The 24428-nt window shown below is 73.8% G+C and carries 18 protein-coding genes; 13 read left to right on the top strand and 5 right to left on the bottom strand.

Annotated features, from left to right (window positions below; translation table 11 throughout):
- Positions 1-7: 7 nt before the first annotated feature.
- Entirely contained in the window at positions 8-814 is an 807-nt protein-coding gene (locus tag CLV70_RS05895; protein ID WP_106125332.1) for an SAM-dependent methyltransferase, read from the bottom strand.
- A 104-nt stretch (positions 815-918) separates the two neighbouring features.
- Between CLV70_RS05895 and CLV70_RS05890 the strand changes: the two genes are divergently transcribed.
- The 6 genes from CLV70_RS05890 (at position 919) to CLV70_RS05865 (ending at position 7427) form a co-directional block, all read left to right on the top strand.
- Positions 919-3252, top strand: a complete 2334-nt coding sequence (locus CLV70_RS05890; protein ID WP_106125331.1) for a hybrid sensor histidine kinase/response regulator — start codon at positions 919-921, stop codon at positions 3250-3252.
- 85 nt (positions 3253-3337) lie between these two features.
- A complete protein-coding gene (locus CLV70_RS05885) occupies positions 3338-3670 on the top strand; it encodes an STAS domain-containing protein (RefSeq protein ID WP_106125330.1) in 333 nt (110 codons plus the stop codon).
- Positions 3671-3730: 60 nt separating this feature from the next.
- Positions 3731-4327, top strand: coding sequence for a GNAT family N-acetyltransferase (locus tag CLV70_RS05880; protein ID WP_106125329.1), 597 nt, complete (start codon positions 3731-3733; stop codon positions 4325-4327).
- Positions 4328-4377: 50 nt separating this feature from the next.
- On the top strand, positions 4378-5067 hold the full coding sequence (locus tag CLV70_RS05875; RefSeq protein ID WP_106125328.1) for a response regulator transcription factor: 690 nt from the start codon (positions 4378-4380) through the stop codon (positions 5065-5067).
- Positions 5057-6841, top strand: a complete 1785-nt coding sequence (locus tag CLV70_RS05870) for a sensor histidine kinase (RefSeq protein ID WP_106125327.1) — start codon at positions 5057-5059, stop codon at positions 6839-6841. The genes CLV70_RS05875 and CLV70_RS05870 overlap by 11 nt, the downstream gene beginning before the upstream one ends.
- Before the next feature lie 43 nt (positions 6842-6884).
- Entirely contained in the window at positions 6885-7427 is a 543-nt protein-coding gene (locus CLV70_RS05865) for a hypothetical protein (protein WP_211303649.1), read from the top strand.
- A gap of 26 nt (positions 7428-7453) precedes the next feature.
- Here CLV70_RS05865 and CLV70_RS05860 read toward each other — a convergent pair whose 3' ends face one another.
- Positions 7454-8395, bottom strand: coding sequence for an NADP-dependent oxidoreductase (locus CLV70_RS05860; protein WP_106125326.1), 942 nt, complete (start codon positions 8393-8395; stop codon positions 7454-7456).
- A gap of 61 nt (positions 8396-8456) precedes the next feature.
- Positions 8457-10775 (bottom strand): putative bifunctional diguanylate cyclase/phosphodiesterase, encoded by a 2319-nt coding sequence (locus CLV70_RS05855; protein ID WP_106125325.1) that lies wholly within the window; start codon positions 10773-10775, stop codon positions 8457-8459.
- Between the two features lie 159 nt (positions 10776-10934).
- Here CLV70_RS05855 and CLV70_RS05850 point away from each other — a divergent pair, with 159 nt between their 5' ends.
- Positions 10935-14273 (top strand): family 78 glycoside hydrolase catalytic domain, encoded by a 3339-nt coding sequence (locus tag CLV70_RS05850; RefSeq protein ID WP_106125324.1) that lies wholly within the window; start codon positions 10935-10937, stop codon positions 14271-14273.
- 63 nt (positions 14274-14336) lie between these two features.
- Here CLV70_RS05850 and CLV70_RS05845 read toward each other — a convergent pair whose 3' ends face one another.
- Both CLV70_RS05845 and CLV70_RS05840 read right to left on the bottom strand, forming a co-directional pair.
- Positions 14337-15926 carry a xylulokinase gene (locus tag CLV70_RS05845; RefSeq protein ID WP_106125323.1) on the bottom strand — a complete coding sequence of 530 codons (1590 nt, stop codon included), beginning with the start codon at positions 15924-15926 and terminating at the stop codon, positions 14337-14339.
- A gap of 3 nt (positions 15927-15929) precedes the next feature.
- On the bottom strand, positions 15930-18146 hold the full coding sequence (locus CLV70_RS05840) for an aminotransferase class III-fold pyridoxal phosphate-dependent enzyme (protein WP_106125322.1): 2217 nt from the start codon (positions 18144-18146) through the stop codon (positions 15930-15932).
- Between the two features lie 129 nt (positions 18147-18275).
- On the opposite strand from CLV70_RS05840, the gene CLV70_RS05835 reads away from it, so the two are divergent.
- The 6 genes from CLV70_RS05835 (at position 18276) to CLV70_RS05810 (ending at position 24397) form a co-directional block, all read left to right on the top strand.
- Positions 18276-19487, top strand: a complete 1212-nt coding sequence (locus CLV70_RS05835; RefSeq protein ID WP_106125321.1) for a PucR family transcriptional regulator — start codon at positions 18276-18278, stop codon at positions 19485-19487.
- On the top strand, positions 19484-20707 hold the full coding sequence (locus CLV70_RS05830) for an MFS transporter (protein ID WP_245908045.1): 1224 nt from the start codon (positions 19484-19486) through the stop codon (positions 20705-20707). The genes CLV70_RS05835 and CLV70_RS05830 overlap by 4 nt, the downstream gene beginning before the upstream one ends.
- A gap of 200 nt (positions 20708-20907) precedes the next feature.
- Complete coding sequence (locus CLV70_RS05825; RefSeq protein ID WP_106125608.1) at positions 20908-21924, top strand: Bug family tripartite tricarboxylate transporter substrate binding protein; 1017 nt, start codon at positions 20908-20910, stop codon at positions 21922-21924.
- Complete coding sequence (locus CLV70_RS05820; protein WP_106125320.1) at positions 21925-22374, top strand: tripartite tricarboxylate transporter TctB family protein; 450 nt, start codon at positions 21925-21927, stop codon at positions 22372-22374.
- Positions 22371-23921 carry a tripartite tricarboxylate transporter permease gene (locus tag CLV70_RS05815; RefSeq protein WP_106125319.1) on the top strand — a complete coding sequence of 517 codons (1551 nt, stop codon included), beginning with the start codon at positions 22371-22373 and terminating at the stop codon, positions 23919-23921. Before CLV70_RS05820 ends, CLV70_RS05815 begins: the two co-directional genes overlap by 4 nt.
- A gap of 89 nt (positions 23922-24010) precedes the next feature.
- Positions 24011-24397 carry a winged helix-turn-helix transcriptional regulator gene (locus tag CLV70_RS05810; RefSeq protein WP_245908044.1) on the top strand — a complete coding sequence of 129 codons (387 nt, stop codon included), beginning with the start codon at positions 24011-24013 and terminating at the stop codon, positions 24395-24397.
- Positions 24398-24428 lie beyond the last annotated feature (31 nt).

Genomic DNA, 24428 nt, shown 5'->3' with positions numbered 1-24428 from the left:
GCTCGGCTCAGGCACGCAGGCCGACGACCGCCAGGGAGAGGGAGTCCCCGGGGTCGCCCGTCCAGCCGTCGGCGGGCTCGGGGCGCCACTGCGGCGCGTACACGACGCCCGGCTCCACCGGCTCCCAGCCGCGCAGGAGGGCGGCGAGCTGCTCGCCGTCGCGGACCACCAGCGGCGTGCCCGTACGGTTGTAGAGATCGCTGATCCGGTCGACCTGCCCGGACCGGGTGCCCGCGGTGACGTGCGAGACCGCGAGCACGCTGCCGGGCACGGCCGCGTCGCGGTAGCCCGCCAGCGTCGCCGTGAGCTCGGGCCCGTCCTGCAGGAAGTGCAGCACGGCGAGCATCAGCAGGCAGACCGGCTCGGAGAGGTCGATCAGGGCGGCCAGCCCCGGGTCGGCCAGGATCTCCCCGGGACGCCGCAGGTCGCCGTGCACGATGACGGTGCCCGGGTCCGCGCCGACGACCTCCCGGGCGTGCAGCACCGCGGTGGGTTCGCGGTCGACGTACGCGATCCGGGCGTCCGGGCGGACCGCCCGCGCCACCTCGTGCACGGCGCCCTCGGCCGGGATGCCGGAACCGAGGTCGAGGAACTGCCGCACGCCCCGGTCCGCGGCGAAGCGCACCGCGCGGCGCAGGAAGGCGCGGTTGGCCCGGACGATCCTGGGCAGGTCGGGCACCAGTTCGACGGCCCGGTCCGCGACCGCACGGTCGGCCGCGAAGTTGTGGTCGCCGCCGAGGAAGGCGTCGTAGATCCGGGCCGCGCTGGGCCGGTCGGGGTCGATCTCCGTGGGCAGATGGGTGTCGCCGGCCATGGGTGCCGCCCTCCGAACAGTTTCCGCGAACCGCGAGCACCGGGGGTGCCTCTGACTCTACGTTGGGTGAGGCGGTCCTGCGGGGGTGCCGCCGGGATCGAGGCATGGTGCAGACGCTCGGATCGCTGACCGGCCGGCTGGTGGACGAGGCACCCGACGCGGTGATCGTCACCCGGGCGGACGGCACGATCGTGCTCGCGAACCGGCGCGCCCACGAGATGCTCGGTCACCCGCCCGCCGGCCTGCTCGGCGAGTCGGTGGACGTGCTGTTCCCCGAGGACGCCCGGGGCCGGTACCCGGACCAGCGCGCCGCGTACCTGGCCGGCCGGCGGCCACCGCTGCGCCGCGTGCCGTTGCGGGCGCTGCGCAGCGACGGGCAGGCGTTCCCGGTGGAGGCGTCCATCTCCGCCCTCGCCGCCGAGGACGGGATGTACGTGATCGCGATCATCCGCGACGACACCGCCCAGCGCGAGGCCGGGGAGGCCCGCGGCCTGCTGGCGTCGATCGTGCAGTCGTCGCACGACGCCATCGTCACCACCGATCTCGACGGCACCGTGCTGACCTGGAATCCCGGGGCCGAGCTGCTGTACGGCTACCCCGCCGACAAGATGATCGGCGGCCCGGTCGACCGGATCATCCCGGCGGAACGCCGCACCGACGAGGCCGAGATCCTCACCCTGGTCCGCATCGGCGGGCGGATGGACCGCTACCGCACCGTACGGTTGCACGCCGACGGCTCCCCCATCACCGTGTCCGTGCTGGTCTCCCCGCTGCGCGACCCGCGCGGCACCATCGTCGGCATGACCAGCACCGCCCGCGACATCAGCGAGCGCGAGCACGCGGAGGCGCGGGTGCAGGCGGTGCTCGACGCCGCGCCGGACGCCCTGCTCGGCGTCGACGACGCGGGGAACGTGGTGCTCGTCAACGCCGAGGCGGAACGCCTGTTCGGATATCCCCGCCACGACCTGACCCAGCTGGCCGTGCACCGCCTGCTGCCCGACGGGCTCCCGCCGGCCGGGGCCATGCTGCGGGCCGGGGCGGGCACCGCGCTCGACAGCGAGCGGATCGGCGAACAGCCCGGGGAGGCGCCGCGGTGGGTGACGCGGACGGCCCGCCGCCGCGACGGCGAGGAGCTGCCGGTCGAGATCTCGTGCAGCGGCCTCGACACCGGCGAGGGCGTCATCGTGGTCGCCACGGTCCGCGACATCACCGCCCGGCTCGCCGCCGAGGCCGAGCAGGCGGCGCTGCGGGAGGAGGCCGAGCGGCAGCGGATCGAGGCACGGCTGCAGCGCACCCAGCGCCTCGAGAGCCTGGGCCAGCTCGCCGGGGGGATCGCGCACGACTTCAACAACCTGCTCGCCGTGATCCTCAACTACGCGTCGTTCATCGTCGAGGACGCGACCGGCACCCCGCTGGCCCACGACGCCGAGCAGATCGCCCGCGCCGCCCGCCGCGGCAGCGACCTGACCCACCAGCTGCTCGCCTTCGCCCGCCGCGAGGTGATCCGGCCCCGCCCGCTGGACGTCAGCACGGTGGTCACCGAGGTGGAGCAGATGCTCAAGCGCTCGATCGGCGAGCACATCGGCCTCACCACGGTCACGGCGCCGCTGCCGCCGGTCATGGCGGACCCCGGGCAGCTCGAACAGGTGCTGGTGAACCTGGCCGTCAACGCGCGCGACGCGATGCCCTCGGGCGGCCACATCACCATCGACACCGCGACGGTCACCGTCGACGACACCCACCCGGCGGCACGCAGCGGGCTGAGCCCCGGCTGCTACGTGCGGCTCCGGGTGTCCGACACCGGCACGGGCATGCCGCGCGAGGTCATCGAGCAGGCCTTCGACCCGTTCTTCACGACCAAGCCCAGCGGGCAGGGCACCGGGCTGGGCCTGGCCACCGTGTACGGCATCGTCACCCAGGCCGGCGGCACCGTGCACATCTACTCCGAGACCGGTTTCGGCACGACCATCACCGTCCTGCTGCCGGTCACCGACGCCGCGGTGCCGCAGAAGCGCCCCGCCGAGGCGACGGCGGACCTCCACGGGCACGGCGCCACCGTCCTGGTGGTCGAGGACGAGACGGCGCTGCGCGAGGTCACCGGGCGGATCCTGCGCCGCGGCGGCTACACCGTGCTGTCGGCGGCCGGCGGCCGGGAGGCCCTCGACCTGTGCGCCGGCCACGACGGGCCGATCGACGTGCTGCTCACCGACGTGATCATGCCGGGCATGCTGGGCAAGGACCTCGCGGAGGCGGTGACCGCGGCCCGGCCGGGCATCCGGGTGGTGTTCATGTCCGGGTACGCCCAGCCGGTCCTCACCACGCACGGCACGCTGGCCGCCGACGTGCACCTGCTGGAGAAGCCGTTCACCGGCGTGGAGCTGATGAAGGCCCTGCACGAGCAACTCAGCACGCCCGGCGGCGAGTGCTCCGAACAGTGACGGCGGCCGGGCCCGGTGCCCACGATGTTTCGCGCGCCGCCGGGAAGGGTACGGAGGGCGCCGCGACCGGGGAGGAAACCGACTCATGCCATTCGACTGCACCATCGAGCGGGAGGGCGACACGATCGTCGTCGCGCCCGAGGGCGACGTGGACGCGGACAACGCCGCCGTCCTGCGGCAGGTCCTGCAGCAGGTGGTGGACCGCCGCGACTGCGCCCGCCTGGACATCGACATGAGCGCGGTGACGTTCCTCGACTCCTCCGGGCTCGGCATGCTGGTCGCCGCCCAGCGCGCGGCGACCGCCAACGGCATCAGCCTGCGGCTGCGCGACCCGGGGCCGATGGTCCGCATGGTGCTCGAGGTGACGAACCTGCACGAGACGCTGGCCGGGGAACCCGACGCGGAGACCACCGCCTGACCGGATCCGACGGTCACCGTGATTGATCGGCCATCGATCACGGGAGATAGCCTGACGCGCATGTCGCTGCCCACCCCCACGCTGCACAGCGATCGCCTTCGGCTGCGTCCCTTCGACGACGCGGACGCGGACGACCTCTTCGCCATGCACAGCAACGCCTCCGTGCTGCGCTACTGGGACACGCCACCGTGGAGCGAACGCGGGCGGGCTCAGCGTTTCCTGACGGTCTGCCGGCAGATGGCGGAGCGGGGCACCGGGGCGCGGCCGGCCGTGGAGCGGGTCTCGGACGGGGCGTTCCTCGGCTGGTGCAGCCTGAACCGGTGGGATCCGCCGAACCGTAGCGCGTCGCTGGGCTACTGCTTCAACGAGGCGGCGTGGGGCCACGGCTACGCGACGGAGGCCGCGTACGCCCTGCTGGGGTGGGCCTTCGACACGCTGGACCTGAATCGGGTCCAGGCGGCGACCGACACGCGCAACGCGGGATCCGCCCGCGTGCTGGAGAAGCTCGGGTTCGTGCGGGAAGGCACGCTGCGGGAGGACTGCGTCGTGAACGGCGAGGTCTCCGACTCCTGGGTCTACGGGCTGATCAGGCGCGAGTGGCGGCCGGTTCCCGCGGAACGCGGTCAGCCCGCTTCGCACTCCCGAGCATCGAGGTAAGTGCGGGCGGGTGCCAGACTGCGGGGCCGGACGATCGAGGAGGCCGGGCAGTGTGCGCGTACGTGCTGGTCGCGGAGGACGACGACAAACAGGCCGAACTCGTGCGGCGTTACCTGCGGCGCGAGGACCACACGGTGCTCGTCGTGTCCGACGGGCGGGCCGCCGTCGACCAGGTGCGCAGCCGCCGGCCGGACCTGCTGATCCTGGACGTGATGATGCCCCGGCTGGACGGGCTGGACGTGCTGCGTGCCCTGCGGCGCGACTACGACCTGCCGGTGCTGATGGTGACCGCGCGGTCCACCGGCGACGACAAGCTCGCCGGGTTCGACCTGGGGGCGGACGACTACCTCACCAAGCCGTACGACCCGCGGGAGATGATGGCCCGGGTGCGTTCCCTGCTGCGGCGGGCCCGCCCGGCCGGGGACGCGGTCGCGCTGCCGCTGCGGGCCGGACCGCTGGCGCTGGACCGGATCCGCCACGAGGTACGGCGGGACGAGCGGCGGATCGAGTGCACGCCGGCCGAGTTCCGCATCCTGGAGGCGCTGATGTCCAGCCCGGGCCGGGTGTTCAGCCGCGCCCAGCTGCTCGAACGGGCGCACGGCAGGGACAGCTTCGTCACCGAGCGCACGGTCGACGCGCACGTGAAGAACCTGCGGCGCAAGATCGAGGCGGATCCGCGCGACCCGGCCCTGCTGCGCACGGTCTACGGCGTCGGCTACAAGATGCACGATGGCGCGTAGGTACGGGCTGCGGGCCCGGCTGGTCGCCGGGACCGTCCTGGTGGCGACGGCGGCGGTCGCGGCCACCGCCTGGCTGGCGGTGTACGGCACCACGACGTCGATCAACCGGCAGCAGGAGTCCGTGCGCGGCCACTACCCGTACGTGTACCAGGCGCTGATCGACTACGCCGCGACCCATCCGGACTGGACGTCGGCCGGCCCGCTGATCGCCGGGCTGAGCGCCGACCTCGCCCACGACGGGCTGCGGATCGCGCTGACCACCGCCGACGGCCGGCCGGTCGTGGGCCCGTCCGGCGCGCCCGGGAGCGCCGGCACCGCGTACCCGTCGGTGGCGGTGGATCCGCTGACCATCGACCGTACGCTGGCAGCGGTCCGTTTCCGCGACGGCATCAACCCGCTGGTGGTCGGGCCGTTCCAGCTCACCCCGCCGGAGCACGGCGACCTCACCGTGCTGGCCGAGCGGGCGGCGGCCTGCCTGCGCCGGCACCGGGTCGCCGTGGACGTCGCCGAGGTGACCAGCGGGCGGCCGTACCTGCGCATCCCGGAGGCCCGTGCCCCGCGCGCCTGCACCGGGCTCCTCGCCGAGGGCGACGGGTACGTCGGGTTCAGCGACTCCCCCACGGTCACCCCGACCGCGACCGAGCGGGCCGCGCTGCGGCAGCTGGCCCTGCTGGCGCGCAAGTGCATCGATCCGCGCGGGGCGGCGCGGCTGAGCCTGGACGGCACCGGTCAGGTCACCACCGGCGCCGCCCAGGATCCGAAGGCCCGGCAGTGCCTGGTCGACGCGCGGCGGCAGATGCTGCGGTCGTACGTGGCGCCGACCGCGTTCCTCAGCATCGTCCCCGCCGGCGACCGCACCGGAACGGAGGTCGGCCTGTCGTCGGCCGGTGCGCTGCGCATCGCCGGCGCCGCCGGGATCGTCGCCGTGCTCACCGTCGGCGTCGCCCTGCTGCTCGCCGACCGGGTGATCCGCCCGGTGCACGCGCTGACCGTGGCGGCCCGGCGCATGCGGGCCGGCGACCGCTCGGCGCGGGCCGGGACCACCGCCGGCTGGGAGATCGCCGAGCTCACCGCGGCGTTCAACGAGATGGCCGAGCACGTCGCCGGCACCGAGCGGCAGCGCAGGGAGCTGACCAGCGACATCTCGCACGAGCTCCGGAACCCGCTGAACACGATCCGGGGCTGGCTGATCGCGGCGCACGACGGCGTCGCCGACCTCGACCCGGAACTGGTGTCGTCGCTGCTGGCGGAGACCGCGCTGCTCCACCGCCTCGTCGACGACCTGCGGGACCTCGCCCTGGCCGACGCGGGAGAGCTGCGGCTGGAACCGGTGGAGCTCAACCTGGCCGACCTGCTGCGGCACGTGGCGGCGACCGGCAGCGGGCGGGTGACGGTGCAGGCGCCGCCGCGGCTGCTCCTGGTGGCGGACCCGATCCGGATCCGCCAGGCGGTCGGGAACCTGGTGGCCAACGCCGAGCGGTACACCCCGCCGGACGGGTCCATCACGGTACGCGCCCGGCGGGTGGAATCGGTCGTCGTCATCGACGTGGCCGACACCGGGCCCGGCATCGCCGCGGCGGACCTGCCGCACGTGTTCGACCGGTTCTGGCGGGCCGACAAGTCACGCAACCGGCGCACCGGCGGCACCGGCCTGGGCCTCGCCGTCGTCCGGAAACTCGCGGAGGCGCACGGCGGCACGGTGTCCGCGGTCAGTACGCCCGGTGCCGGCAGCACGTTCACGCTGCGGCTGCCGGCGGCGAAGGAACCCGCATAGCGTTCGCACGGGATCTTCACAGTGCCCGGTCACGCTGGTCGCCGTGAAGAAGAAGCTGATCGCACTCCTGGCCCTGCCCCTGCTCGGACCCGCCGCGTGCACCGGGGAGGAGTCCACCTCCGAGGCGCAGGTGGCCACCCTCGCGAGCGCCGGTCCGGTGGCCTCCGCCCCGGCCGACGCCGACGCCGGACGGCCACGGCTGCGCCTCGACATCACCGACGAGGAGAGGGAGGCGCTGGACGCGGCGTTGATCAGCTGCGTCAAGGCGAACGGCGTGCCCGAGCCGCGGTTCCTGGGCTGGGGCGACTTCAGGTCCATGACCAAGCTCGCCCCCGGGGTGCTGGAGAAGGCGAAGGTCGCGTGCCGGTCCAAGATGCCGCTGCCGGCCTGGGAGGAGGACCCGGACAACCCGCACGCCGCCGACTTCGCCCGCGCGGTCGCGACCTGCCTGCGCGCCAAGGGGGTCAAGATGGTGGAGAACCCCTCGGACGGCAGTTACTCCTTCGACGACGGCTCGGCGAGCAAGGGCCTCGAGCTGAAGCCCGCCTGCGAGCGGGAGGCGGCGGCCAAGGGCATCGGCCGCTGACCGCTGCGCCGGCCGGTGACAGGCCGTCAGTCGAAGACCAGCACCAGGCGGCCGCGGGTGCCGCCCGCTTCGAGGCGGCGGTGCGCGTCGGCCGCCCGCTCGGCGGGGTAGGTGTCCGCCACGCGCGGGGTGACGACCCCGCGCTCGGCGAGGTCCCGCAGGCCGTCGAGCTTGGCGCGCTCCTGCGCGTACGACCGCACCATCACCGGCGTGACGCGCACGTCCCGGCGGCCGTCGCCCGGGTAGCCGCGCAGGGTGGCGACCGCGCCGCCGTCCCGTACGGCGGGCAGCACCGCCTCGTTCAGCAGCGCCCCGTCGGCGAGCCCGTCCACGCCGCCGGGGAAGTGCTCCAGGAAGCGGGCCGCGACGTCGGCGCCGCGCGCCACCACGACGTCGGCGCCCAGCCCGCGCACCAGCGCCTCGTCGGCCGGGGCGGCGTCGGCGATCACGGTGAGCCCGGCGGCCCTGGCCAGCTGCACGACGTAGCCGCCGTACGCGCCGGCCGCGCCGGTGACCGCCAGCACCTGCCCCGCCGTGAGCCCGAGCGTGTCCAGGGTGAGCGTCGCGGTCAGCCCGTTCATCGGCAGCGTCGCCGCGGCGACGTCGTCCATGCCGGCCGGCACCCGGGTCACGGAGGCCGCGGGCAGCACGATGTCCTCGCGATATCCGCCGTGCGGGCCGTCCGGCACGACGATGCCCATGACGTGGTCGCCGACGGCCAGCCCGGCTCCCGCGCCGGCACCGAGCCCGGTCACCACGCCGGCGATGTCCATCCCGGGGACGTCGACGCCCCCGGCCGGCCGGTCGCCGGCGGCGCGCAGGCCGGCCCGCAGGCCGGTGTCGGTCGGGTTGACGGCGGCTGCCCGCACCCGTACGCGCACCTGCCCGTCGCCCAGATCCTCGGCCGGCACGTCGACGAGCCTCAGGACGCCGGGGTCGCCGTACTCGGTCAATCCGATCGCACGCATCGCAGTTCTCCGCTCCCGAGCCGGTGTGAACTGACAGATTACAGAATCTGTCAGCCAACCGCTAACGGGAGGGCGGGACGGCGGGGGTGACGACGCCGGCGAGGACCTCGGCGGTGCGGTCGGCGGGCGCCGGCCGGCCGTAGTGGAAGCCCTGGCCCTTGTCGCAGCCGAGGGTGCGCAGGACCGTCGTCTGCTCGTCCGTCTCGACGCCCTCGGCGACCGCGGTGAGCCGCAGCGTGTGTGCCAGGTCGACGATCGTGCGGACCAGGGCCACCTGCTGGGCCGGGTCGCCGGTGGCGGCGTCCGGCATGAACGAGCGGTCGATCTTCAGGATGTCGATGGGGAGGTCGCGCAGGTACGCCAGCGACGAGTAGCCGGTGCCGAAATCGTCGACGGCAACCTTGACGCCGAACCGCCGCAGCTCGCTCAGGTGCGCGATGGTCTGGTCCGCCTGCGCGCCCGCGCCCACCAGCACCCCCTCGGTGATCTCGAGGATGAGCGCGGCGGCGGGCAGGCCCGCGTCGTGCAGCGCCCGCATGACCCGGGCGGCGAAGTCGGCCTCGGAGAGCTGGCGCGGCGACACGTTGACGGTCAGCGTGGTGCCGTAGCGGCGGTACCAGACCGCGGCGTCGTGGCAGGCCCGGCGCAGCACCTGCTCCCCCAGCGGCACGATCAGGCCGCTGTCCTCGGCGGCCGGGATGAAGTCGTCCGGGCCGATCGGGGCCTCGCCGGGCGGGACCCACCGGACCAGCGCCTCCACCGCGATGAAGCCGCCCGTCTCCAGCGACACGATCGGCTGGTAGTGGACCACGATGGCGTCGGTGCCGATGGCCGTGCGCAGCCGGTCCACCACGGCGATCCGGCGCAGCTGATTCTCGCGCAGCGTGACGTCGTACGCGACCACCCGGTCCTTGCCCGCTGCCTTCGCCGCGTACAGGGCGAGGTCCGCGTCGCTGAGCACCTCGGCGCTGCCGGCGGCGGAGGCGAGGTGCCGCAGGCCGACGCTGGCGGTGACGTGCAGCCGGTGGCCGAGCACCTCGACCGGCCGGCGCATGGCCCGCAGCAGCGACTGCGCGTGCCCCTCGGCGACCAGGGCGTCGCGTTCGAGCAGCAGCAGCGCGAACTCGTCGCCGCCCAGGCGGGCCAGCGTGCCCGCGTTGCCCACCTCGGCGTGCAGGCGCCGGGCGACCTCGTCGAGCAGCGCGTCCCCGGTCGGGTGGCCGAAGCTGTCGTTGACGTGCTGGAAGCCGTCGAGGTCCACCATCAGCAGGCAGCCGTCGCGCCCGGCGTGCACCGCCTCCTCGATCAGCCGCTCCAGGTGCAGCCGGTTCGGCAGGCCGGTCAGGGCGTCGTGCAGCGCGAGGTGGGTCATCCGCTGCTGCATCGCCGCCTGGTCGTCGAGCGCGGCCTGCAGGTCGGCGGCCCGCCGGTTCACCAGCGTGCTCGTGTGCGACAGGCGGATGACGAGCAGCACCGCGGTGGCCGCGGCGGCGGTCAGCGGCAGGGCGATGTCGAGGGTGTCGAACCGGCCGCGGTCCAGGTCACGCCAGAACGCGTACGCGGTGGCCACCGGCCCGACCAGCACCAGGACCGCGTAGAAGGTGGTCATCCGCCGCGGCGAGCGCCAGTACCGCCCGATCGCGGCGGCGCCCGCTCCGACGGCCATCGAGGGGTGCAGCGCGGCCGCGCCGACGAGCAGGTAGAACACCATCCAGCCGGCGGCGCTGCCGCCGGAGCCGGACCACGGGCCGCCGGACGCCACCCACAGGAAGTAGCCGACGTCCGCGACCACCAGCGCGGCGACGGAGAACAGGAGCAGCGCGTGGGTCCGGGTGAGCGAGCCCGCGGTCACGGCGAGGCGTACGGCCATGGTCAGCAGGATCAGATCGAGCACCGGGTACGCGAGCGCGCCGCCGCCCGTGGCCCAGTCGTCGCGCGCGTCGACGAACGGGTCGATGAGGAACACCCAGGCGAGGACGGCGGCGGTGCAGGCGACGATCCCGGCCTCGGCCATGCCGACGAGCGCGGAGCCCCTTCCCCGCGCGGCCAGCACCGCCAGCGCCCCGGCGACCAGCAGGTACATGCCGTAGTACACCGCGTCGACGACGGTGAGGCCGGTGGGCGTGCGGCCCAGCAGGAGGGCGACCGACCAGGCGAGGTTGCTGACGGCACCGCACGCCATCCCGGCCGCCAGGAGCACCCACGGCAGCTTCCGGGCGGGCCGGTGGGCCCGCATCCCGACGATGACGGCGGCACCGGCCGCGGCACCGAAGGCGGCGTACCCGGCCTCCTGCGCGGCGGGGCCGAGCACCGCACCGGCCACCACGACCGGTACGCCGCCCAGCAGGAACCACCGCCACGCGCGCTGCTGAGCTCTCATACGGCCGCCTTCTCGCCAGGTCCGAGCCACCCATACTCCGGCGCGACGGGTGCCGCCGGGGAGCAGGACCGGTCGGCGTCCGGAGCAGGCGGGGTATGGCGCGCATAGATCGATCGTGTTAAGTTCCTGAAACGTTCCAACCGCCGGGAGGTCCCCACCGTGCCCGCACCCGCCCGCCTCCGGCCCCGCCGGACCCACCGTTCCCGGCTGCTGGTCATGGCCGTCTGCCTGCTCACCTCCCTCGCCGGCCTCCCGGTCGCCGGTACGCCCGCGACCGCCGCCCTCCCGGCGGTCTCACTGTCGCTGTTGCAGGTGGAGCGCAAGACCGAACCGGTGGGCATCGACGTCGCGCAACCACGGTTCTCCTGGGTCACCGGGTCCGGCCTGCGGGGTGTCGAGCAGACGTCCTGGCGGGTACGCGTGGCGACCAGCAGGTCCCGCCTCGCCGCCGGCCGGCTCGTGTGGGACAGCGGCAGGACGCTCTCCGCCCGGTCCTTCGACGTCGCGTACGGCGGCCCCGCCCTCGCCGCCGCCACCGACTACTTCTGGCGCGTCGACATCGGCACCACCAAGGGCCCCGCCTCCGCCGTCAGCCACTTCCGCACCGGGCTGTACGACGCCGGCGACTGGGCCGGCAGCGCCTGGATCGGCAATGCCCGCACCGCCACCCCGGACCGGCTGAACCTGAGCGGGGCCTCGTGGATCTGGACGCCGGAGGCGACGACGCCCGTCGCACCCGCCGAGCCGCGCGCGTTCCGCACCGTCCGCGTCCCGCCCGCGGGCCGGACCGCCCGGTCCGCCGAGATCCTGATCACCGGCGACGACCTGTACCGGCTGTGGGTCAACGGCGCGCTGCTCGGCGAGACCGGGGGCGCCGACAACGAGTGGCAGCAGTCGCACGAGTACCGCGTGGCCCTCGAACCGGACCGCAACGTGTTCGCGGTCCGCACCGACAACGGCCCCGGGACGCCGGCCGGACTCGTGGCCAAGATCCGGATCACCTACACCGACGGCAGCACGTCGGTGTTCACCACCGGCACCGACTGGAAGGCCAGCAGGACCGTCCCGGCCGGCTTCGAGGCGCCGTCGTACGACGACAGCGCCTGGGGCACGGCGGTCGTCCAGGCCCCGTACGGCCAGGGCCCGTGGGGCAGCAACGTGCGAGCGCCGCAGGCCGAGGTACGCCCGGCGCCGTTGCTGCGCAAGGAATTCCCGGTGGACGGCAGAATCGCCGACGCCACGCTCTACTACGCCGCCGGCGGCTACGCCGAGGTCTCCCTCAACGGCGCCCCGATCGACGACGGCGTGCTCTCACCGGGCTTCACCGACTACGACGACACCGTCCAGTACGCCGCCGTCGACGTCACCGACCGGCTGGCGCGGGGAGCCAACGCGATCGGCATCGAGCTGGGCCGCGGCTTCTACGGCATGACCGGCGGCAACGTGTGGCGGTGGCAGTCGCCGCCGTGGCACGACGAGCCGGTGGTCCGCGCGGTCCTGCACCTGGAGTACGCCGACGGCCGCACCCGGGACGTCGTGACCGACGACTCGTGGACCATCACCGACGGCCCCACGGTCTTCGACGACCTCTACGCCGGCGAGACCTACGACGCCCGCAAGGCCCGGGACGGCTTCGACACGACCGGCTACGACGACCGGGCCTGGGCCCCGGCGAGCGAGGTCGCCGGCCCGAAGGGCGTCCTGGTGAACCAGCGCCAGCAGCCCATCCGGGTCACCGGATCGCTGCCCGCCGCCGAGATCACCCAGCCGGCGTCCGGGGTCTGGGTCGTCAAGTTCCCGCGGGTGCTGGCGGGCTGGGTGCGCATCACCGCCCAGGCTCCGGCCGGCACCACCATCCGCGCCCAGTACGGCGAGAAGCTGCTCCCCACCGGCCGCGTCGACTTCTCCAACAACGGCGGCTTCCAGTCCGGCTTCCAGACCGACCGGTTCATCCTGCGCGGCACCGGCGCCCCCGAATCGTGGCAGGCCCGCTTCTCGTACAAGGGCTTCCAGTACATCGAGGTCACCGGCTGGCCCGGCGGCTCGCCGCCGCCGCTCAGCGCGTTCACCGCCCAGGCCGTGCACACCGGCGCGGCCGAGACCGGCTCGTTCGCCAGCTCGGACGAGACGATGAACCGGACCCACCGCGCGGTTGTGGACACCCTGAAGAACAACATCCACGGCATCCCGACCGACACCCCGATGTTCGAGAAGAACGGGTGGACCGGCGACGCCGCGCTCGGCGCCGAGATGTTCATGCTCAACCTCGACGTGCACGAGCTCTTCGCGAAGTGGATGCGCGACGTCCACGAGACCCGCGACGCCGCCGGCGCGCCGCTGGTGATCGCGCCGAGCTCGGGCGACTGGGGCCAGTGGGGCGTGAACCCGCCGTGGCACTCGGCGTACGTGATGATCCCCTGGTGGCTCTATCAGTACGGCGGCGACGACCGGACGCTGACCGAGCTGTACGACGGCATGAAGCGCTACGCCGACCTCGAGTACGGCCGGACGGCGAACGGCATCGTGGCCGACCCGCGGCTGGGCGACTGGGTCAGCCCGGAGGCCAGCCCGGCCGGCGGCAACGCCCCCGAGGACGTCCGCGTCTCCGGCACGGCGTACCTCTACGCGATGCTGTCCTCGATGGAGCGTGCGGCCCGCCATCTCGGGAAGACGGCCGACGCCACCGCGTTCGCCGCCAACGCCGCCCGGGTGAAGACCGCCTTCAACACCACCTTCCTGGACAGCGCCGCGGGGTACTACCGGGGCAACGGCGATCGTGGTTACCGCCAGACGCACAACGTGCTGGCGCTCGCGTTCGGGCTGACCCCGGACGAGGGCACCGCGGCCCGGGTGGCCGCCGGGATCGTCGCCGACGTCCGGGCCAAGGGCGACCACCTCAACACCGGCGTGCTCGGCACGAAGTACCTGCTGCCGGTGCTCACCGAGGCGGGCTACGGCGACGTCGCCCTGCAACTGGCCCGGCAGACGACGTACCCGTCGTGGGGTTACATGATCGCCAACGGCGCCACCTCGATGTGGGAGCACTGGTCGCTCGAGGCCCGCTCCCGCGGCCACTACTTCCTCGGCACCGTCGACGACTGGTTCTTCCACGACGTGGCCGGCATCCGCGCGTCGGAGGAGACCGGCTACCGCGACCTCACCATCGCGCCCAAGGTGACGAGAGGGCTGGACTGGGCCAAGGCCACCACCCGGACCCCGTACGGCCCGGTGACCAGCGACTGGAGCCGCAGCGGCCGCACGCTGCGCCTCACCGTGACCGTCCCGGTCGGCGCCCGGACCACCGTCGAACTCCCCGCCCGGCACGCGTGCGCGGTCACCGAGGGCGGGACCCCGCTCGCGAGGGCCGACGGCGTCCGGACCGTCCGGCAGGGCGACGGCACGGTGTCCGCCGAGGTCGGCTCCGGCCGCTACACCTTCGTGGTCGTCGACGACCGCTGCGACCGCCCGGGCCCGCGGCCGGCCGCCCCGATCAGCTGACCCCGCCGGCCGGGCCGCGCCGGACGGGACCGCCGAGATCAAGCCGGCAGCCAGCGCCTCCGGTCAGCCGTTGAGGCGGCGGTAGATCGGGGCGAGGTGCTTGTGCACCGAGCGGTAGACCTCGAAGATGCCGTCGTAGGTCTCGTGGTGGGTGCGGTCCGGGGTGAAGACGCGGTCGGTGCGGATCAGGTCCGGGATGTCGGCGAACGCGATCAGGCCGGCGCCCACCGCGCCGATCCAGCCGGCGCCGCGGGCGTTGACCGCCAGGGGGCGGGCGTCGCGGCGGATCTCGTGGCCCAGGACGTCGGCGAAGATCTGGCACCAGGAGTCGGACAGGGCGCCGCCGCCGGTGATGGCCATCGAGGTGACCGGCGCGCCGAGGAAGCGGTCGACCGCGCCGGCCAGCCAGCGGGTGTTGAGCGCCACCCCCTCGAACATCGCCCGCGCCAGGTCCGAGCGGGTCGTGTCCAGCGAGATGTTCAGGAAGCCGGCGCGCAGGTTGGCGTCGTCGACCGGGGCGCGCTCGCCGTACAGCCAGGGGGTGTAGAGCACGCCGTTGGCACCGGGCGGCACCTTCGGCAGGATCTGGTCGAAGGCGTCGAAGATGGAGGTCTCGTCCCGGCTGACGTGGCCGGCGCTCAGCAGCGGGTCGTCGTACTCGACCACCTTGTCGCGCAGCCAGGTCAGGTTCGCGCCGGCCGTCGCTTGCAGGGCCGTCATCAGATAGCGGTCCGGCAGCGCGCAGGGCACCGCCGCGATCTGCGCCACCACGTCGGTCTTCTTGCGCGGCACGTGCGCGGCGATCCACGACGACGTGCCCACGTACAGATGCGGCTCGTTGTCGCGGACCGTGCCCGCGCCGATCGCCGCCGCGGTGTTGTCGATCGCGCCCGCGACCACCCGCACCGACTCCGGCAGGCCCAGGTGCGCCGCCGCGGCCGGGGACAGCGTGCCGATCACCTCGGTGCAGGCCACGATAGGCGGCAGCTTGGCCGCGTCGATGCCGGACGCGGCGACGAGCGAGGGCGCGTACCGGATCGCGCCCGGGCGGCGGTTGTCGGTGACCCAGGAGGTGAGGATCGAGTCGACCGTCGCCACCGTACGGCCGGTCAGCCGCAGGTTGATCCAGTCGAGCACGTTGAGGAACGTGGCCGTGCGCTCGTACACCCCGGGCAGTTCGTCCCTGATCCACAGCATGTGCGCGGCCGGGTCCTTGCCGGTGCCCGACGGCATGCCACCGGTCAGCCGGAGCCAGCGGGCGATCCGGGGCACCGAGAAGCCACCGTACGAGACGGGCCCGCCGAACTGCCTCCGCAGATGCTCCGCCCCGCGCATGTCCAGCCAGCTGATGCACCGGGTCAGCGGCTCCCCCGCGGCGTCGACCGCGATCGTCCCCTCGCCCTGCGTCGACGTGCACACCGTGGTGACCGCCCGCAGGTGCTCCGGGTGGCCGCGGCCGAGCTCGGCCACCACCTCGGCGAGCGCGTCCCACCACTCGCGCGGATCCTGCTCGGCGCCGCCGCCCGGCAGCACGTGCAGCGTGACGGCCCGCTCGGCCCAGCCGGTCACCGTGCCGTCCGCGGCGACCAGGGCGGCTTTCATCCCCGAGGTGCCCAGGTCGATCGCGAGCACCTGCGGCGGCGTCGCCGGCACCCGTCAGACTCCCTCGACCTGGGCGAAGACCCGGTCGAAGCGGTCCAGCGCGTCGTCGATGACCGCGTCGGTGTCGGCCATCGAGGTGTACATCCGCGAACCGGCCAGGGTGATGATGCCGTGCGCCGCGTACGCCGCGCCCATCTGTTCCATGAGCCGCTTGCGGGCCTTGTTCTCCTTGAGCAGCTTCAGCGGGTTGCGCATGTCGAGCAGCATGACGCCACTGCATTCCAGGTGCACGATGGACCCCTGGTTGTACGCGACGTACGGCAGCCCGTACCGGTCGATCAGCCTCTGCAGCCCGCGGGTGAGCCGGTCGCCGGCCCGGCCCGCGATGACCGGCGCGTTGGTCCGGGCCATCTCCTCGATCGCGAAGTATCCGGCGGCGCAGGACAGCGGGTTCGCCGAGAGCGTCCCGCCGACCTGGATGTGCGCGCCGCTCTTGCCGTCCAGCCCGGAGCCGAAGACGGCCATGACGTCGGCCCGCCCGCCGACCCCGCCGGCCATCGGGTAGCCGCCCGAGACGGCCTTGCCCAGCACGGTCAGGTCGGGCCGGACGCCGAAGTAGCCGGCCGCGCCGCCCAGCCCGATCCGGAAGCCGGTGACCACCTCGTCGAAGACCAGCAGGGCACCGAACTCGTCGCAGAGCTGACGGACCTTGGCGTTGAAGTCGAGCGGCACCGGCCGGGTGCCCGACTCGGGGCCGACCGGCTCCACGATCACGGCCGCGGTGCCGCCGCGTACCCGGTTCTCGATGAGCTTGCGGCGCAGCTGGCCGAGGTCGTGCGGGAAGGCCTCCCGGGTCCGCGCGGTCGCGCCGAACGGGATCCCCTTGGCGTTCATCCGGTACGTGCCCGGCACCCGCAGCCCGTAGACCATGGTGTCGGACCACCCGTGGTACGCCCCGCCCACCTTGATCACCATCTTGTTGCCGGTGAAGGCGCGCGCCCCGCGGACCGCCGCCATCACCGCCTCGGTGCCGGAGCCGAGCGACCGGTACATCTCGATGTGCGGCATGTAGCGGTTGATGATCTCGGCGAGCTTGAGCTCGTACTCGTGGAACAGCCCGGTGACCGGCCCGGACTCGCGGATCACCGCGGCCACCCGCTCGTTGACCGGCGCGTAGTTGCTGCCCAGGATCGTCGGGCCGCCGGCCTGGAGGAAGTCGATGTAGGTGTTGCCGTCGCGGTCGGTGAGGTACGCCCCCTCGGCCTTGTCGATCGCCAGCGGGAACGGGTAGTTGAACGCCAGGTTGTGCTGCACGCCGCCGGGGATGCGCTTCTTCGCCCGCTCGGTGATCTCCCGGCTGGCCCGGCACTTGGTGTCGAAGTAGTTCAGCACGTCGAGCAGCGCGTCGTGCCGCAGGCCGCGCACCGGCTGGGCGACCAGCGCCTTCAACCGGCGCAGCGTGTCGGGCACGTCCGGGTAGTCGGTGATCGCGTAACCCGGCGCCTCGGCGGGCGGCTCCCCGGCGGCGGCCACCTTGTCCGCGCTGGGCGGCTGCTCGCCGTCGGGCACGCGTACGGGAGTCACGGCCTTGGTGATCTGCGCGGCGATGCGCTTCTCGTCGGCGCGCAACTTGCCGAACGCCACCTCCCGGATCGCCGCCGGGATGGTGTAGACCTTGCCGGTCTCGGTGGTCAGGGCCATCAGGTACGCGATCGACACCTTCTCCAGCAGCGCCATGTTGAACACGGCCCGGTCCGGGTCGGTGCCCAGCGCCACGATCCCGTGGTTGGCGATGATGAACGCGTTGTCGCCGCCGGCCACCTTCTTCTGCACGTTGCGGGCGAGGAAGCCGGTGCCCGACGGCGCATAGTTCACGATGGCGACCTCCCGGCCCAGGAAGCGGACCTGCTCGTCGGTCAGCGCCGGGATCGGCTTGCGGAGAAAGGCCAGGGCCGACGCGTACGGCTGGTGCGTGTGCACGATCGCGTTCACGTCGGGACGCTCGCGGTAGATGTTGGCGTGCATGCCGCACTCGATCGACGGGGCGAGGCCGGCGCCGGAGTCGTCGGGCACGTGCTTGCCGGCGAAGTCGACCAGGCAGACGTCCTCGACCCGCATCTTGTCGTAGTCGTAGTTGCTGGGCGTGACGGCGTACAGCTCGTGGCCGGGGACGCGCACCGAGACGTTGCCCTCGGTCGCCTTCAGGTAGCCGCGTTCCAGCATGGTCCGGCACATGTCGACGACGTGCTGCCGGGAGGTCAGGTGCCGCACGGTGGTCTCCTCGCCTACGGGCCGGCCAACTCTTCCTTCGCATCGTCCCCGGTGCGGGCGTGCCCCATCACCATCGCGCGGACAGCGAGATTCCGGGCGCGTTTTAGCACGCCGTGCCAAAATCGGCCGATGACGACCCCGCCGGTGTCCCCGGCCCCGTGGCGGCGGCTGCCCGCGGACCTGGCCACCGCGATGCGGCCCCGGCTGGACGGGACGGTCCGCGCGGTGGCGGCGGCGGTCACCGCGGCGCACCCGGTCATCGCCTCCCTCGGCGACACCAAGGTCGAGCGGGACCTGCACGGGCCCGTACGGGTCGCCTTCGAACGGTTCCTCGACCTGGTCGGCACCGGCGAGCCCGCGCTGCCGCCCGCGGTGCGCGACGTCTTCGTCGCGCTGGGCGCCGCCGAGGCCCGCGAGGACCGGGGGCCGGAGGCGCTGCTGGCCTCGCTGCGGACGGCGGCGCGGATGATGCTCCGGCTGGCCGCCGAGGCGCTCGCGGCCCGGCGGCCGGTCGGCACCGACGAGCTGATCGACCTGTCCGACGCCGTGACCGCGTACGTGGACGAACTCGTCGCGGCGGGCACCGACGGCTTCGCGCGGCAGCTGCGCGAGCAGGCCGGCGAGGGTGACCGCCGCCGCCGGCACCTGGCCGAGCTGCTGTTGCGCGGCAGCTCCCCGCCCAGCGTGGTGGCCGCGGCGGCCGCGGCGGCGGGCTGGCCGGGCCTCGGCGAGGTGGTGCCGGTGCTGCTGCCCGCCGGGCAGGCCCGCGACGCCCGGTTCCGCTACGCCGGCGACGGCGTGGTCGTCGAACGCGGCGACCAGGCGATCCTGTTGCTGCGCGCCGGGCCGCGCGCCACCCGGCCGCAGCTCGCCGAGATGCTGCCCGGCCGGGGCGCGGTCGTGGGGCCCGCCACGGGCTGGGCGCAGGTGCCGGAGGCGGTCCGGCTCGCCGAGCTGACCGCCGGGCTGGTCGGGCCGGATCCGGGGCCGGTCTTCGCCGACGACCACCTCGCCACGCTCGGGCTGCGCGGCGAGCCGGGGGCGCTGGCCGCGCTGGCCGCCCGGCGGCTGGCCCCGCTGGACGTGCTGCGTCCCGCCCAGCGCACCCAGCTGCTCGCCACCCTGCACAGCTGGCTGCGGCACTGGGGCTCGCGGTCCGAGGTGGCCGCGGAGCTCTTCGTCCACCCGCAGACGGTCAGCTACCGCCTCGGACGGCTGCGCAAACTGCTCGGCACGGACCTCGACGACCCGGCCGCCCGGTTCGAGCTGCTGCTCGTGCTGGCCCGCTCGCCGGCCCACCCCGGCGCCTCTCGACGTGACGGCGATCACGTGCCAGAGTGAGCGCCCATGGAGAGCGTTCCCCGGCCCGCGCCGGAGCCGCGGTGAGCGCGGCGGAACCCACCGGCGGCGCCCGCGCCCGGTGGATCGGTGCCGGGTACGCGGCACAGGGCCTCGGCTACGCGGCGGTGGTCACCGCCCTGCCGATGTTCAAGGAACGCCAGGGCTTCGACGACGCGCTCGTGTCGGTCATCCTGCTGCTGGTGGTCGTCGCGGCGGCCGGCGGCTCGCTGGTCGCCGACGCGGTCGCGGCCCGGTGGGGCAGCCGCTTCGCCCTGGCCGGCGGCCTGGTCGCGGTCGGCGTCGCGCTGGGCCTCACCACCTTCCGTACGCCCACCGCCGCGTTCGTCGCGATCCTCATGGCGTACGGCGTGGGCCTGGGCACGGTCGACGCCTCGCTGAGCATGCAGGGCGTGCTCGTGCAGGTGCGGCTGGGGCGCAGCGTGATGAACCGGCTGTTCGCCGCGTACACCGCCGCCGCCTTCGTCGCGGCCCTGCTGATGTCCGCGTTCGTCGCGGGCGGGGCGGGCGCCGGGGTGGCCGTCGGCACCGCGGGGGCGTTCGCCGTCGTGGTGGCCGCGGCCGGGTGGCGGGCGTACGAGCCGGCCCGCACGGTGCTGCCCGCGCTCGCCGGCGCCGGCCGCCGCCCCGACGGCACCCGCCGGATCGTGCTCATCTGCGGGGTGCTGGTCTTCACCGCGTTCCTCGCCGACTCGGCGGTGAGCACGTGGAGCTCGGTCTACCTGCACGACTCGCTGCGGGCGGCGGACTCGGTGGCGCCGCTGGGCTACGCCGCGTACCAGGTCGCGGTGTTCGTCTCCCGGCTGGCCGGCGACCACGTCGTGCCCCGCGCCGGCCGTACGGCCGCCGCGGCCGCCTCCCTGCTGGCCTGCGCGGCGGGCTGCGCCCTGGTCGCGGCGGTTCCGTCGGTCCCGGTGGCGGTCGCCGGCTTCGCCCTCACCGGCCTCGGCGTCGGCGTCCTGGTCCCGCTGGCGTTCAGCGCGGCCGGGCACGCCGCCCCGGGCAACAGCGACGAGGTGATCGCCCGCGTCAACCTCTTCAACTACGGCGGCGCGCTGGTCGGCGCGGTGCTGCTCGGCCTGCTGTCGGAGCCGGTCGGGCTGCGGGCGGCCTTCCTCGTGCCGGTGCTGGGCCTGCTGCTCACCCTGCCGGTCGTCCGCGCCCTGCGCGCCCTCAGCCCACCGGTCCCGGCCCCGGCCTGACCCGAAGCCCCGTCGTTGACGGCGGCGGCGTAGCTGCTCCGCCCGCCGAGCGTGCCCAGGTCCGTCAACCGGTAGCCGGACCGATCGTGGGACCACAAAGACCAGAACGACCACCGCTTTCACAACGATGACCGGCGACCGCCGCGTGTTGCAGCATCGGCGAAACACGTGCGCAACATGAGGGAGCGGTCGTGCAGGACATGCAGCAGCGGCGCCCGGGGCGCCTACTCGCGGCCGCGATGGCCGTGACCCTGGTCGCCGCCGCGGCCGCCGGGTGCGAGAAGGACACGGCCGGCGGGCGGTCCGCCGCCGGTTACCCGAGCAAGACCCTCCAGCTGATGGTGCCCGCCGCGCCCGGCGGCGGCTGGGACCTCACCGCCCGCACCATGCAGAAGGTGCTGACCGACGACAAGCTCGTCGGGGAGAGCGTGGAGGTCTACAACGTCACCGGGGCGGCCGGCACGATCGGCCTGTCGCAGCTGGTCGCCAAGAACAGCGGCGACCCGCACCACCTGATGGTCATGGGCCTGGTCATGGTCGGCGGGGTGGTCGCCAACAAGTCACCGGTCAAGCTGGACCAGGTCACCCCGATCGCCACGCTGACCGCCGAGCAGGAGGTCGTCGTGGTGCCGGCGAACTCCCGGTACCGCACCCTCGAGCAGCTGATGACCGACGCGAAGGCGAATCCCGCGTCGGTCACCTGGGGCGGCGGGTCGGCCGGCGGCACCGACCAGATCCTGGTGGGGCTGCTCGCGAAGGCGGCCGGCGCGGACCCGAAGGCGATGAAGTACGTGGCGTACTCCGGCGGGGGCGAGTCGAAGGCGGCGCTGCTCGCCGGCGACCTCACCGCGGCCGTGTCCGGGCAGAGCGAGTTCAAGGATCTCGTCGCCGCAGGCAAGGTGCGCGCCCTCGCGGTCTCCGGGGCCACCGGCGTCGACGTCGGCGCCGGCACGCCGACCAGGACGATCAAGGAGCAGGGGTACGACGTCGAGCTGATGAACTGGCGCGGCATCGTGGCACCGCCGGGGATCGACGGGCCCGCGAAGGAGGCCGTCACCGCCCTGATCGACCGGCTGCACGGCTCGCCGGGCTGGAAGGCGGCGCTCCAGCAGCAGGGCTGGGAGGACTTCTACCGCAGCGGCGACGCCGCCGCCGCGTACTTCGCCGACGAGAACCGGCGCATCACCACGGTGCTGACCGACAGCGGGCTCGGCTAGATGGGCGCCGTCCGGCGCTCCGGCGTCGTCCTCGCCGCCGCCCTGCTGCTGACCGGCGCCGCCCTGCTCGTGTCGGCGCTGCGGGCGGCGGGCGGGGATCTCGCCCTGCGCGGCCCGCGGCTGGCCCCGGTCGTGGTGAGCGCCGCCTGGGTGGTGATCGCGGCGCTCTACCTGCTGCGGCAGCTCCGGGCGCCGGACGAGCCGCGGGAGCCGGCCGGCCTGCGCGCGCCGGCCGGTGTGGCCGCGTGCCTCGCCGGCTTCGCGGTGGCGCTGGAGTACGCCGGCTTCATCCTCTCCGCCGCGGTGTTCGTGGTGGCGGTCGCCCGCGTGCTCGGCAGCCGCCACCCGCTGCGCGACGCGATCGTGGCGGTGGTCCTGCCGACCGTGGTCTACCTGGCCTTCACCCGGCTGCTCGACATCTTCCTGCCCGCGGGGGTGCTGCCGCTGTGAACGTCCTCGGCGACCTGCTCTCCGGCTTCGGCACGGTGCTGAGCCCGGAATACCTGCTGTACGCGGCGATCGGCGTCACCCTCGGCACGTTCGTCGGCGTCCTGCCGGGCATCGGCCCGGCGCTCACCATCGCGCTGCTGCTGCCGGTGACGTTCAGCCTCGACGACCCGATCGGCACGTTCATCATGTTCGCCGGCATCTACTACGGCGCCATGTACGGCGGCTCCACCACGTCGATCCTGCTCAACACCCCGGGCGAGTCGGCGTCGGTGGCGACCGCGATCGAGGGCCACCAGATGGCGCGGCGCGGCCGGGCGAAGGCCGCGCTCGCCACCGCCGCGATCGGCTCGTTCGTCGCCGGCACCATCTCGACGCTGCTGCTGAGCATCTTCGCCCAGCCCGTGGCGAAGCTGGCGACGACGTTCCGGGCGGCCGACTACTTCGCGCTGTCGCTGGTCGCCATGGTGGCGGTCACCGCGCTGGTCGGGCGCTCCCTGCTGCGCGGCCTGCTGTCGCTGGTCCTCGGGCTGTTCCTGGGCCTGGTCGGCATCGACGCCCTGACCGGCCAGGCCCGCTTCACGTTCGGCACGATGGAGCTGCTGGAGGGCATCGACATCGTGGTGGTGATCGTGGGCCTCTTCGCGATCGGCGAGACGCTCTACGTGGCCAGCCGGCTCGGCGCCCTGCCCGAGCACGTCGAACCCCTGGAACCGGGCACGGCGCACGGCTGGATGACCCGCGATGACTGGCGCCGCTCCTGGGCGCCGTGGCTGCGCGGCACCGCCCTCGGCTTCCCGTTCGGCGCGCTGCCGTCCGGGGGCGCGGACGTGCCGACGTTCCTGTCGTACACGTACGAGAAGCACCGGGCGAAGAATCGGGAGGAGTTCGGCAGGGGCGCGATCGAGGGGGTCGCCGGCCCCGAGGCGGCCAACAACGCGGCGTTCTCCGGGGTGCTCGTACCGTTGCTCACGCTCGGGATCCCCACCTCCGCGACCGCCGCGGTGATGCTGGCCGCCTTCCAGATCTTCAACCTGCAGCCCGGCCCGCAGCTGTTCGACAACTCCCCCGAGCTGGTGTGGGCGCTGATCGCCTCGCTCTACGTCGGCAACGTGCTGCTGCTGGCCCTGAACCTCCCGCTCATCCGGATCTGGGTCAAGGTCCTGCAGATCCCCAGGCCCATCCTGTACGCCGGGATCCTGGTCTTCGCCACCCTGGGCGTGTACGCGTCGACCGGCAGCGTCAACCAGGTCTTCATCGCGTACGCCGTGGGCGTCGTCGGCTTCGGCATGCGGCACTTCGACTTCCCGATCGCCCCGGTCATCCTCGGGCTGATCCTCGGTCCGATGATGGAGGTCCAGTTCCGCCGCGCCCTGCTCGTCTCCGACGGCGACCTGTCGGTGTTCGTCACCCGGCCGCTGACCGTGGGGATGCTGCTGCTGGCGGTGGTGGCGGTGCTGGTGCCGTACCTGCCGCGGATCGTCGCCCGGCTGCGCGGTCGCCGGGCCGGGGACGAGCCGCGCAAGCTCACCTTCGCCGAGGAGGACTGAGGACCGGGATGCCTGCCTAGACTGAGATCGGTGCCGATCCGCGTCGGCAACGCGCTTCGGGCACCCCAGGGATCGTGGAGGGTACCGCCGTGGCCGCTACCGAGTCCGTCTACCGGGCCGTCGCCGATCAGGAGCTGATGTTCCGGTCCGACTGCCCGAGCCGCCCGATCCTCGATCAGATCGCGGACAAGTGGTCGATGATGACGATGGCCGTCCTCGCCGAGCCGCGCCGCTTCAACGAGATCAAGCGCCGCCTCGGCGGCGTGACCCAGCGGGTGCTGACCCAGACCCTGCGCCGGCTCGAACGCAACGGGATGATCGAGCGCCGGGTGCTGCCGACCTCCCCGGTCGGCGTCGAATACTCGCTGACCCCGCTCGGCGCCTCCCTGCGCGAGCCGTTCGGCCACCTCTACGACTGGACGGTCGCCCACGCCGCCGAGATCCAGGAGCGGCAGCGCGCCTACGACGAACGCTGATCAGCCGCCCTCGCCCTCGGGCGTAGCCGCG

Origin of the sequence: Pseudosporangium ferrugineum (genome assembly GCF_003002065.1) — a bacterium.
In the GTDB taxonomy this organism is placed as follows: Bacteria; Actinomycetota; Actinomycetes; order Mycobacteriales; family Micromonosporaceae; genus Actinoplanes; species Actinoplanes ferrugineus_A.
This window is presented reverse-complemented; position numbering and strand designations above follow the sequence as displayed.